We start from the raw sequence: 13,580 nt of genomic DNA, 5'->3' as shown, positions 1-13,580 counted from the left end.
GAATGGATTTAAAATTCAATCAAAACGAAGATAGGAATAAGTTGTTATTATCAGACCTTAGAAGAAAGCTAAACGAGGTTTATTTAGGTGGAGGAAAAGCCAAAATAGCCAAACAGCATGATCAGGGTAAAATGACCGCTAGAGAGCGTATTGATTATCTTTTAGATCCAAAAGCTGAACAAATAGAAGTCGGAGCCTTTGTGGGCGACGGTATGTACGAAGAACATGGCGGATGCCCTTCTGGTGGCGTGGTTATTAAAATTGGCTATGTCAAAGGAAAGCAGTGTATAGTTGTTGCCAATGATGCAACGGTTAAAGCCGGAGCGTGGTTCCCGATTACTGCCAAGAAAAATTTAAGAGCACAAGAAATAGCCATTGAGAACAGACTTCCAATTATATACTTGGTAGATAGCGCAGGAGTGTACTTGCCTTTACAGGATGAAATTTTTCCTGACAAAGAACACTTTGGCCGCATATTTAGAAATAATGCCATTATGAGCAGTATGGGTATTACACAAATATCTGCCGTTATGGGTAGTTGTGTTGCCGGCGGGGCGTATTTACCGATTATGAGCGATGAAGCGCTAATTGTAGATAAGACCGCAAGTATTTTTTTAGCAGGTAGCTACTTGGTAAAAGCAGCTATTGGCGAAAGTATTGATAACGAGACTTTAGGCGGTGCAACCACACATTGTGAAATTAGCGGAGTAACCGATTATAAAGCGAAGGATGATGCAGCGGCTTTAGATACCATAAAGAATATTATGGATAAAATCGGTGATTTCCCTAAAGCGGGCTACAACCGTAAGAAAAGTTTGAAGCCAAAAGAAAATCCGGATGATATTTACGGAATTCTACCAAGCTCTAGATCTGAACAATACGATATGATGGAAATCATTAAGCGATTGGTAGATGAATCTGATTTTGAAGAATATAAAGCTGGCTACGGACAAACCATTCTAACAGGATATGCACGTATAGACGGATGGGCAGTTGGTATTGTAGCCAACCAAAGAAAAGTGGTAAAAACTGCAAAAGGTGAAATGCAATTTGGCGGAGTAATTTATTCTGACTCTGCAGATAAGGCAACCCGTTTTATAGCTAACTGCAACCAAAAGAAAATTCCGTTAGTCTTTCTTCAAGACGTTACCGGTTTTATGGTTGGTAGTAAGAGTGAACATGGTGGTATCATTAAAGATGGTGCAAAAATGGTAAATGCGGTTAGTAACTCCGTCGTACCAAAATTCACCATTATTATAGGTAATAGCTACGGTGCAGGAAATTATGCCATGTGCGGTAAAGCTTATGACCCAAGATTAATTGTTGCTTGGCCAAGTGCTGAACTTGCTGTAATGGGTGGTAACTCTGCTGCAAAGGTATTATTACAGATTGAAAAGGCATCTTTAAAAAAGAAGGGGGAAACCATTACCGAAGAAAAAGAGAAGGAGCTTTATGATAAGATCAAGCAGCGATATGACGATCAAGTATCTCCATATTACGCAGCCTCTAGATTATGGACAGATGCCATTATAGACCCAAAAGACACCCGTAAATGGATATCAATGGGTATAGAGGCTGCTGACCATTCGCCTATTGACAAGCCTTTTAATATGGGGGTTTTGCAGGTATAATTCTTTACTGATTTTTAACAATTTGATTACTTAAATTAAATCGAAGAATTTGTTGATTCGCTCCAATAATATCAAGCCTGTAAACTTTAGTTTCCTTGGTTTGCTGTTTTGTATTATAATTCCGGTATATGGTCGCTTTGAGAAAAGATGGGCTTAATTGTTTATTTCCAAAATAAGTTCCATTTACCTGCCATAAACCTTGTAAAGAATCATCTAACATAAAATCAGCCATGGAAAATCCCAATTTTTTCTCATCCATAATTCTATCCGACGCATTTTCTAATGTATGGCTCCAATTAAAGAATTGATTATTTGGATTTACAAATTGAAGGTTGAATTCAGCCTCACTATCGTTCCATTCAAATATTAACCTAGTATTGAATTCTTCCTTATTAGTTTTACTTCCTGAATAAAAATTATTAGAAAAAACCAGATTATCTGTTTCTTTTTTAATTATTGAATTAAAAGCTTCGCTTTCTTCCTGAAAATATCCATTTTCAGACAAATATTGATATCTGGCCAAAAATGCAATTGATGATTCAGGTTTATTCAGATTTCTATAGCTATTTGAAAGATCAATATAACTCTGGGCATAATCCGGTCTTAATACATATATTTTTTCATAAATATCATGCGCCATTTCAAAACGTTTTTGCTCTTCATAGTAAAAAGCCAAAGCCTTTAACCAAACTGGGTTTTTCTCAAAACTGTCAAAATTCAGTGTAATAATTTCATCAGCTACTTTTTCTCCAAACTTGGAGTAAAATAGATTATAGGTATCTAAATAGAAATGAGCACTCCTTGAAAATTGAACTGCAAATCTTTTGTAAAAACCAACTGCTTCTTCTAACGTTAGCGCAGAATTCATCAATTTCATATACTCAGGAAGTTCTTTTTGTTTTTCGATATCGTTAAGAATTTTTCCGCTTACAAAGTTATTACGTAAAAGAGCTTGGTCATATTGTTTTAAACTATTCTCTTCTCGTAAACCATGAATTCCATTTTTCGTATTTATGATGACAACGCCACCACTACCCATAGCGCCATATCGCCATACAGCTTGAATCCCAGAAATAATTGCCACTCTTTGCACCACTGAAATATCCAGCCAAACCGGGGGATCGTTAAAAATAATACCATCAACCTCAAAAAGAGCTGGAGATTGGTTTTTAATGGACCCAATTCCTCTTATAAATAAGCTTCTTACCGGAACTCCATTTATATCGAAATAAGTACCTACCTTAATTCCAGCACGTCTACCCGCTATTGCATTTAACAAATCCGAACCTGCTATAAATTCTGAACCATCAATAACTTTTAAATGATAGGCAACAGATGAAGGGCTAATGTAACCAAAGGAGGTATTGACAATTGTAGGGTCTGTAAAATAAGTCATTGCCAACTCTTTCTGTCTACTAATCTTTTTGGTCAAGACAACCTCGTCCAATACTTCCGTTCTAGGGTTCATCTTCAGATTTAAAATCTTCGTAACGTCTTCAACTAAAATTAAAACAGTATCCATTGCTACATGAGTGAATAACAGCTGCTCCTTAGGACTTGCCGTAGTTAGATATTTCCCATCCTTCTCTGAAAAGGTCTTTAAATTAGTGGAAAGGTTTGTGATATGAACATTCGACAACGAAATACCATCAGAAGTAATACGTCCTTGTATTTTTTGTTGTCCAAATACGTTTACAAATAAAAGAAGAAAAAGAAAAACAACAATGAATCTCATAATCAACATTATATCTAATTATTCTGTAATAATAATAATAATAATAACATGATTGATAAAATGGTTTTTAATTCCCAAAAGATAACCGAAAGTGGACATCAATGGGTATAGAGGCTGCTGACCATTCGCCTATTGACAAGCCTTTTAATATGGGGGTTTTGCAGGTGTAAGCATAAAAAAGAAATTATTCTAATTGCAATATCGCATTGGCGAACTGCTGTTTACCTATTTCTACTAATACTTTTTTATATCTATTTTTTGAAAAAATAAGTATGTCGTTCTTTACTGCATGAATGGTATACCTTCCAGAATGATCAGAAGAAGTGACTTCTTTGGTTCTTTTATTATATACAGCAACATTAGAAACCATTTTACCTCCTGAAATGGTAAAGCCTGAAACTATTCTTCGTTTCTCACGGTCTTTCTTTTGCTTGCCCTCTATCTTCTTTGCTTTATCTTTTGAAACCAATTGTTTAGTCTCTAAATAAAATGCCATATTAATATTTGAAACTTTAATCCATTTACCTTGACTAGAATACCTGCGATAAGTGCCTTTTGACTTTTCCGGAATAGTCATTCCCAATCCTATAGGTTTTTTATTCGTACGTTTTACATGCTCGTCATTTTTATCTGCTGCTGCCAATACCAATCCTACAGGTTTATTGTTGTAACGTTTAACAAGTTCTAAGGATATATAAAAACTACTATTGACCAGTATGTTATACGGTTCCAAATCTATTTTGACTATAACTTCATGCTTCTTTAAAGTGTAAAGAATATTTTTATTCGACTTATTTAAATTTTGATTAGGACCTCCATCATTATCCCCTATATCATATACATTCACCCGAAGCAATAAGCTATCCGACAAGTTTTCTAATATTTCAAACTCTAAAGAACTTAATTTTCTTTTCTGGTTATTGACTTCTATTCTAGTTGCCAATTCACCACCTAGTGCCTTGTTATCCTTCCAATACCCAAAGTTATTATTATCAGTACTGCGATACCCTACTGGCTTTATAATGGGCACTAATAGTGTATTTGAGACTACTACTTCATCTAAAAGAACATTTTCAGATCGCATTTCAATTTTTGAATGCTCATGCAATATATATTTTGCGTTTGAAACACTCATTTCTATAGTTTGATACCCCAAAGATGAGAATTGAACGATATCGGTACTTAGTATTTTATTATCATTGAAATACAAATAAAATAAACCTTTTTCATCTGAAACTGTTCCCATTCCTTTACCAACCACACCAATATTTACAAAGGGTACAGGCTGTTTTGTGGTTTTATCTACTACTAGACCTTTATAGGTGTCTTGACCAAGGACGGAGCTAATTATTAATAAAAAAATGAATTGAAAGACTATTCTCATTTAGTTAGATACAATACTGGTCGCGTTAGAAACAGAGAACAACTGTTGGCTTACATTTCTTATATTCAATTTAAATACCTTAACCTCTTTACGTTGAGAAGCACTACCATAATTATGGTAAATAGTAGCTTTTAAATAGGTCGGTGTTAAGCTTTTATTTCCAAGATATTTAGCATTTATTTGCCAAGTTCCACGTAACGTATCATCAATAAGATATTCTTCTGTTGAAAATCCTGATATTTTTTCATTTTTTATACGGTTAGCATCGGCAAAAAGGGAATGTTCACTCTTAAAATAATTACCCTCAGGATTAACAAATTCAAGCTCAAATTCAGCTTCACTATCGTTCCATTCAAAAACCAGACGAGTACCATCGAACTCATCATCTAAAACAATATTTTTCAATTCTTTGCTAGATAAAAGTTCTTTTCCTTTTAAGGCAATTAAATTATTAAGCTCGCGCTCCATTATAATACCTAAATCACCTTCAGCTCTTAAAAAACCTTGCTCCAACAAATAACCATATCGTGCGTAAATACTTGCTGCTTTTTGGAATTCATTGATTTCTATATAACTTTCTGCCATATCTAAATAAGACTGGGCATAGTTAGCTCTTAAAGTAAAAACCTCTTTATATATTTCATTAGCTTTTTCTAACCTACCTTCTGCTTGATAGATATAAGCTAAAGATTTTAATGCTAATGGATTTTCATTAAATAAACCCCTATTATCTTGAATAATTTCATCTGCAAAATCAATATTTTTCCAACGTTGAGAAAAATAGTCATAAGCATCTAAAACATAAGTATAAGAACTGCCATACATCTTTACTTGATTCTTATATAATTCAATAGCCTCACTTTCGGTAGTACTACTTAACAATTTATTTAAATAAGTAGGCTTATCTAACTTAAGATCAGAACTGCTTAAAGCAGAATTATCATATTTATTATTTCTAAGCTTAGCTTGATCATACGGTATATCTGAACCTGGTTCTGGAAAAAAGTTTGCACCTTTCGTATTAATTACGATTACACCACCGTTAGCAATACCCCCATATTTAGTAGCGGCTCCCAAACTGCTTATCACAGCTACACGTTCAATGTTATTCACATCTAGAAAACTAGGAAAATCTTTTACGACAAGACCGTCTATATCATAAACGGCTGGGAACATACCCATGCTAGCCCCGCGTAAATATATTGCTGAAGGTATTGTACAAGTTGAACATTCTACTTTTATCCCTGGAATCCTATACTGTAAAATACTACCAAGATTGCCACCAATAGGGTTTAAATCTTTACCTTCTAAAATTTTTATAGAAAAACTAGTTATTTCCTTATCTAAAATACCAAAAGCCGTATTGATTAATTTTTTATTTGTTGCGTATTCCGATCTTAACTGTTTTTGGCTTTTTATGACCGTTTTTTCAACCGTCACCTCATCTAATTGGTTAATCTCAGGAGTCAACTCTATATTCAAAATTCTGGTTACATCTTCCACCAAAATTTCTATAGAACTCATACTAGGGTAGCTAAATATTAGTGATTGACCAGGTAATGCTTTAATCTGATATGTACCATTTACATTAGATTTTACCATTTCATTGGTTTCTACAACTTTAATTTCTGCATTAACTAATGGAGTTTCTAGATAGGTTATTTTACCTTTTATACTATTTTTCTTTTCTTGAGCGAAAGAAAAGGTACATGCTAAAACAAAAAGAACGATAATTTTTTTCATAAGAGTCCAGATTTATTTTCAATAATATTTTAAGAAAAATACTACAAATAATATGCCAAAAATGTTATTTACTCTATCAGATTTTTAACGAAACAATTCTTTTATTAGCATTTTCATTGGTAAGATGTAAAATAATTTTCTCTTCTGATTGTGATGGATATCCAAAATTGGTATATACGGTGCATAAAAGAGCAAGAGGCATAGTACTTTGCTGATCAAGATTACCAATGTACGTCGCATTTATAATCCACTCTCCCTTTATATCTTCATAAAGTTCAAATTCTTCCATAGCAAAACCAAGCTCCACTTCATCTTGTATTCTTTTGGCATCTGCAGAGGTAGTATGCTCCCAATTAAAAAAACGATTTTGAGGATTTACAAATTGTATCTGAAATTCAGATTTTGGGTTACTCCATTCAACTAAAAGCCTCACGTTCATTTTAGAATTGGAAAAATATTTTTCTTTTACTTTGGTAACATCTAACTGTGATCTATCTCTAAAAATTAAATTCTTCAACTCACGTTCTATTGACTTTTGAATCGGTTGAACATTTAAATTTCCATAGGCTCCGCCATTCTCTAAATTAGTTAGCATATCAAGTGCTTCTTGCTTTTCACTTTTTGCAAGTTTTAATTTAGCTTCAGTAAAAAATGGTTGTAGTGCTAAAGGCTTTAGCTCGTTCAATTGGCGATTTAATAAAACTGACACCTCATCAAAACCTAAATATCGCATTGCTAATTCTGTAATTCTTAAATAGGCTTCATTCTTTGGGTCTTTCTCCCAAAAATTGGAAATAATCTTTGCAGCTATATCTTTATCAGTATCCTTAAAAAAAGAAAAAGCATCTAAATAAAATGAATCGTTAGTTTCATTGAAGTTTCGAAGTATTAAATATTGATCATACGCATTTTCTAAATTAGTCTCATTACTTAACGCCTTTAAAATTGGAGATTTTTCAGTAGTTAAATTTACGTTAGGGTCATAAAAATTGTTCGTTGCCAAAGCGGAATTAGAGCTTCCGTTATTTCGTTTTCCCGCTGATTTTGTTGTAATTAAAATTACCCCACCACTACCTAGAGACCCATATCTATTAGTAGCCGCCAAACCCTTTAATACAGTTATATCTGCTACGTTCTCTGGATTAATAAAAGTTGCGTCTGCCCTAAACCCTGTGGAAGAATTTGACTGTTGAATTGGAATACCGTCAACCACCACCAACCCATACCTATTACCCAATAGTGTATTATTATTTCTTCCTGTAAATTGAGTTAGATCTTGGTCAGGTCCAACATTAACATTAGAAAACCTACTTTGAATCGATTGATTTAAATCTGTTTGTATTGATGTAATTTCTTCATCTCCCATAGATTGAACCGCGTAACCGATGCTCTCACTATTTTGTAGACCAGTAGCTGTATTTATCATATTTTTAGAAGTTATATCTAAACGTCTTTCTGATACGATAACTTCATCTAGAGTCATTACATTAGAATCTAAAAAAATATCTACATTCGAATTAAAATAGCCTATTGGAACTGTCTTCATAGTTCTATCAACTCTACTCGTAATTAATATAGAATCACCTGGTGCGCCAACAATGGTAAACTGCCCATTTTCATTCGTACGAAAAACCTCAGTAGTACCTTTGACCCTTATTTCAATATCACCTGATGGTATATTATCTATGTAAACTGTACCATTTACTTCTTTTTCAGAAGAAGTACTCTGTATGCTATCATTGTTGATATTGGTTGGTAAAATAGCCGCTAAATCCATCAACCTACCTTTACCGATTAGAGCCGAGCTCTCTAAAAATTTCTTATTTCTATTAGCAACGGTATTAATAATTATATTCCCTTTTTTTATTGGCAGAATTGACCTTGGATCAAGTGTATTGCCATCAGTAAAATAATAAACGGTTTCATTAGATATTCTGTCTTCAAGACCATCATAAATAGTTGCTCCATCTGCTTTAACATTGAATAATTGTTCTTTTAACTTTAACCAATCGCCATTGGTAATAATAAATTTTTGCTCTGTTACCTTAATATTAAATACTAATAATTGTACGGTTAAGTCGGGGGTACGCTGAAAAATTTTGTCTAGAATTTCAAATTCTTTTTCTAAATCTCGTTCAATCATCGAAAAAGAGGAATCCCAACAAATAGTAATATTATTTGAATTGTTCTGCGACCAACTTCTTATATTGATTAATATGAAAAATAGAAAAAATAGAAATTTAGAAGGTTTTAAATTTAAAATCATGATTAAATCTTATTTACAAAATATCGTTGTACATTCTAAAGATATAAATAACAGTTAATTAACAAACACCTTCCAAAATAAAAAATAAGAATTTTATTACATAGATAATTAACAACCCTACAAATCAAAGATTAATTACCTTGATGCTCTTTTACTCTTGGTATCAACAAAAGTTCTGTCTGTCTACCATTAACATACCTAAAACCTTCTTCACCATAAAAACCGGCTTCTTCAAGCATAATTCTAATATCTCTGTTCCATTCTGGTATGTTAACCGTGGTATTTAATTCAATAGCATACACAGTGTTTGGATTCAAACCATAATTTTCACCGCCGTCACGCATAACACCGCCTTGGGAATCCCACATACCAATTGTTGTACCTGCAGAATGACCATATAAGCCAAGTGGATGCGTATAAATGGAAGGTCTTAATCCTGCTGTTTTAGCCTCCTTCAATGATTTTGCTAGAATATCGTTACCAGACCTACCCTTAACCATATTGTTGGTCAAAAAATCTTGTACCCTATTACCATCTTTTAATCCGTTTACTAAGAATTCTGGAGCGGCAGTTTCTTCGGGCTTAAGCACATATGCCAATTCTTGACAGTCTGTATTTAGACGCAAGTACGTAATTCCGAAATCACAGTGCACTAAATCACCTGGAAGTATTATAGTGTCTTCAGGCCTACCAGAAAACGAATATAAATGACTTACCAATTCTTCTTTACTACGTTGTACATCAATAGTTGGGTGAAACCATGTTTCTAAACCTAAGTCAGTTACTTTTTGGCGCATCCACCATTCTACATCTGAAGTAGTCGTTACGCCCGGAGTAATTACTTTCTCAGAAAATGCTTCTGCTATGATATCGTGCGTAATATCTACTAGTTGGTCATAAATAACCATTTCGCGTTCAGATCTAGTTTCGATCCAGCGAACGGCAAGCTGCTCTGCAGAAGTAACTTTTGAAGTATATTTTTTAGGAAGATTTGCCATGAACTCTTCATAATCTGTCTTTACTAAGCCATCTGCAATATTGTGATCTGTAGAATAATTGAGTCCGATTTTCTTCGGATTTCTTTCGGATATCAATTGCATTAATCGTGTCCACTGATTTGGCTCTTTCTCCTTATCCCAAGCAGAAACAATATTCTTACCAACATTATAACGGGCTACAGCCAACTTCTCAATAGTATTCTTCGCCTTATCTCTATAAAACAAAAGAATAGTTCTTCTACGAGCATTCAACCAAGTAGCCGGAAGCATAGTCTTAATTACAGGGTCTTCATTATACTCTCTTGAAATAACCACCCACATATCTAAATCTGCGGCATCCATAAGTTCAGGAAGCAGATTATTAAAACGGTCGTCTAAAATTTCATCAATTACCCGTGCTCTTTCCTTTTCATTTAGAATTTGCTGAGCATTAATTTCACCTATAAAAATTAGGCATACAAAAAGGAATAGTTTTTTCATGAGTGTTGTTTGGTTCAAGCCTTGAAAATACAAAATAACACACATTCGAAATAAACTATTCCTTTAAAATAAATTGATTTTTACAATCTAAATAATATCAATAGTTGTCTGTTACCAATTTCTCATTCATGCTTTTAACCAACCTAATAAATTCTGCTCTATATCCATTTTCATCTTCGCCTCTCCCCTTCTCTGCCAATACAATGACATCATTAAAAGACGTTTTATTTATAAATGCGGACTTTCGTAATTGCTGACCGAATAAAGCAACGGCTGCAGAGAATAGAAAGTCCTTCGACATTTCTTGAGTATTCGAATTTTGGACATGAACCAGTTCAATGCTCTTATTACCATCAGGTTTTTTGTATCTGAATTTTATCGTGAATAATTCATTGGAAAACTTATCTCCTGATAAAACCTTCGTATACTTTAAATCATGTGTTTCTTTAACATATTCAGATGTTACACCTACCTCTACTATCTCATACAAAGCGGTTACCTTATGTCCGCTGCCCAACTCACCTGCATCTTTGGTATCATCAATAAAATCTTCATCTGCCAATAATCTATTTTCATACCCTATTAATCTATACGATTTTACTTTAGCAGGATTAAACTCTACCTGTAATTTTACATCTTTTGCAATGGTAAATAAAGTACCACCAAACTCCTTACCAAATAATTTTTGCGCTTCTTGCATAGTATCTATGTAACCGTGATTTCCGTTCCCCTTATCTGCTAAAGTTTCCAACTTAGAATCCATATAATTACCCATTCCGAAACCTAGCACGGAAAGAAACACTCCCGATTCACGTTTTTCAACAATCAAATCTTCCATGTCTTTGTCACTAGACAGCCCAACATTAAAATCGCCATCTGTTGCCAGTATCACTCTATTATTACCATTCCTCTTAAAATGCTTCTCTGCCAATTTGTAGGCTAATTGAATACCTTCGCCACCAGCAGTAGAACCACCTGCCTCTAAATTATTTAAAGCGCTCATGATTTTCTCTTTATTGTTACCAGATGTAGGCTCTAATACTACGCCGGCTGCACCAGCATAAACAACAATAGAAACCCTATCTTTTTCTCTTAACTGATTTACCAATAGTTTAAATGCTGATTTTAGTAATGGCAATTTGTTATCTGATGACATAGAGCCAGAAACATCTATTAGAAAAGTAAGATTAGATGCCGGTAATTCTTCATTCAAGTATTCTTTACCCTGCAAACCAATACGCACTAATTTGGTATCAACATTCCAAGGAGTCTGTGCTACCTCGGTGTTTACAGAAAAAGGATGCTCATTTGTTGGTTGCGGATAGTCATAATCAAAATAGTTAATCATTTCTTCAATCTTAACTGCATCTACAGGAACCTCTTTTCCATTATTTATGAACCTTCTAATGTTACTATACGCTGCTTTATCAACATCGATTGAAAAAGTGGATAAAGGATTAATACCTACATTCTGAAACTGATTTTCAGTTATTTGTGCATAATTCTCATCTTCTTCAATAACATAATTTCCCTTTATGGTATGTATTACAATACAGCCATACTTGGCATCAGACCCATACAAACTCTTCGCTTTAGAAGCTTTAAGTTCTTTTCTACTATCAATATTTTCACTTTTTAAGTTTTGAACAATTGAATTGTATTGCTTTTCAATAGGAATACCATCAACAATATATAGAGGGCTGTTCACTTTAGTGCCAACACTTTTATTTTCTGCAGAACGTACTCCACGAATTTGAACACCACTAACTTTACCTTGTAATGCTCTACTAATATTGGATTTAGGAGATTGCATGTTTACCATTGCAACAGAGCCCGTTAATTGAAGTCGTTTCTGAATACCATAACCAGTAACTACAATCTCTTCTAACATTTGAAGATCTTCTTCAAGTGACACATTAACAACCACTGAATCTCTGATCTTTACAATCATATTTTTACAACCTATATATGAAAATGACAGTTCAGCTCCCCTTTGAACTGTAAGAACATAATGGCCATCAAAATCTGTTTGCGTGCCATTAGTCGTTCCTTTCTCACTAACATTTACACCAGGCATTGGTGACCCTTGGTGATCAGAAACAGTACCACTAATTTTAACTTGTTGCGAAGACAACAGCATACTACTGAGCAGAAAGAATAGGAAAGTTGCATTTTTCATAATAATTGGTTTAAAGTTTGAGCAATAAACCTATTAAGAAAGAAGCTTTTTAAAAACGAAAAATGAGTGAAGGGTACTTCAGAATGAGGGAAGTTATGACTTCAATAAAGTCATGGTTTCTTTCCGCTTAACTTTTCCGCTATCGGTACGTAAGAATACCGAAATAGTTTTAATTTGACGTGGCACTTCGTACTTAGATAAAACAGCACTTGAAGTAATTTTCTTTAGTACATCGTTCTCTTTCACTGTACCTTCTAAAACCAATACTAATTGCTCGCCTAGTTTTGCGTCTGATAAAGAAGCAATAAAAAAAGGCTGGTCTAAAATATTCGAAAGTTTAAACTCGACCTGCTCGGGACTAAGTTTAATTCCGCCAGAATTAATTACATTATCAAATCTGCCTAACCACTTGAACTCAGTAGCTGAAACCAATTCAATAACATCGTTAGTAACCACAGTTTCATCTGAAATCTTTGGAGCGTTAATTACCAAACACCCTCTGTCATCTATAGATATTTCAACGTCTGGTAAAATAGAAAAAGGCGCATCATCTGCTACACCACTATTCAAAGGTTTAACTGCAATATGCGTTATGGTCTCCGTCATACCATAGGTCTCATAACTAGCATTGGCTATACCTTTTATTTCCTTTCTCAATGAGGTAGAAATAGGAGCACCACCAATAATCAACTTATGCAGCAATGAAAGCTTCGGAAGTGAATTAGCAACTTGTAATGGAACCATTGCTCCAAAATCATAAGACCTATTAATACCTTCCAACGGGTTTGAAGTAGGTTCCACAAAGTGAATATCTAAGCCCAAAACCATAGCCCTAACTAACATCATTTTACCAGCAATATAAGTAGCAGGCAAACATAATAAAGCAGAAGATTTTGGTGATAAATTAAAATAGCTACCTGTTGCCAAAGCACTATTCTCCATTTGTACTTTATTTAAAACAATAGTTTTTGGAGTACCAGTAGAACCAGAGGTCTGTACCGAAATTGTAGATGAATCATCTATCCAATCTAAAAGAAATTTACCAATATGCTTTTCGAATTCTTCCCCTTCTTTAATTAGGCTATAACTTACCTCTGATAAATCATTAAAAGAAATAGCTCTACCGTGAATTGAAAAATTGTGGTGTATAGAAGCTTTATACAT

8 protein-coding genes are annotated in these 13,580 nt (G+C 33.9%); 1 reads left to right on the top strand and 7 read right to left on the bottom strand.

From position 1 onward, the window contains the following. Window positions 1-2 precede the first annotated feature (2 nt). The gene (locus ACPF9A_RS17665; protein WP_424004515.1) at window positions 3-1,631 is read left to right on the top strand and encodes an acyl-CoA carboxylase subunit beta; all 1,629 of its coding nucleotides are present in this window, start codon (window positions 3-5) and stop codon (window positions 1,629-1,631) included. A gap of 4 nt (window positions 1,632-1,635) precedes the next feature. Here the strand turns inward: ACPF9A_RS17665 and ACPF9A_RS17660 are convergent, their stop codons facing one another. From ACPF9A_RS17660 to ACPF9A_RS17630, 7 genes are all read right to left on the bottom strand, one after another. Then, window positions 1,636-3,366, bottom strand: coding sequence for a hypothetical protein (locus ACPF9A_RS17660; RefSeq protein ID WP_423998968.1), 1,731 nt, complete (start codon window positions 3,364-3,366; stop codon window positions 1,636-1,638). A 184-nt stretch (window positions 3,367-3,550) separates the two neighbouring features. Next, window positions 3,551-4,750 (bottom strand): carboxypeptidase-like regulatory domain-containing protein, encoded by a 1,200-nt coding sequence (locus tag ACPF9A_RS17655; RefSeq protein ID WP_423998966.1) that lies wholly within the window; start codon window positions 4,748-4,750, stop codon window positions 3,551-3,553. After that, window positions 4,751-6,493, bottom strand: coding sequence for a carboxypeptidase-like regulatory domain-containing protein (locus tag ACPF9A_RS17650; RefSeq protein ID WP_423998964.1), 1,743 nt, complete (start codon window positions 6,491-6,493; stop codon window positions 4,751-4,753). Window positions 6,494-6,569: 76 nt separating this feature from the next. Continuing rightward, a complete protein-coding gene (locus ACPF9A_RS17645; protein WP_423998962.1) occupies window positions 6,570-8,759 on the bottom strand; it encodes a TonB-dependent receptor plug domain-containing protein in 2,190 nt (729 codons plus the stop codon). Window positions 8,760-8,890: 131 nt separating this feature from the next. Continuing rightward, window positions 8,891-10,237 carry a M24 family metallopeptidase gene (locus ACPF9A_RS17640; RefSeq protein WP_423998960.1) on the bottom strand — a complete coding sequence of 449 codons (1,347 nt, stop codon included), beginning with the start codon at window positions 10,235-10,237 and terminating at the stop codon, window positions 8,891-8,893. Between the two features lie 97 nt (window positions 10,238-10,334). After that, complete coding sequence (locus ACPF9A_RS17635) at window positions 10,335-12,416, bottom strand: YfbK domain-containing protein (RefSeq protein ID WP_423998958.1); 2,082 nt, start codon at window positions 12,414-12,416, stop codon at window positions 10,335-10,337. A 93-nt stretch (window positions 12,417-12,509) separates the two neighbouring features. Further along, on the bottom strand, window positions 12,510-13,580 hold the full coding sequence (locus ACPF9A_RS17630; RefSeq protein WP_423998956.1) for an AMP-binding protein: 1,071 nt from the start codon (window positions 13,578-13,580) through the stop codon (window positions 12,510-12,512).

It is taken from the genome of Maribacter sp. IgM3_T14_3 (assembly GCF_049603095.1).
Classification (GTDB): Bacteria; Bacteroidota; Bacteroidia; order Flavobacteriales; family Flavobacteriaceae; genus Maribacter.
This window is presented reverse-complemented; position numbering and strand designations above follow the sequence as displayed.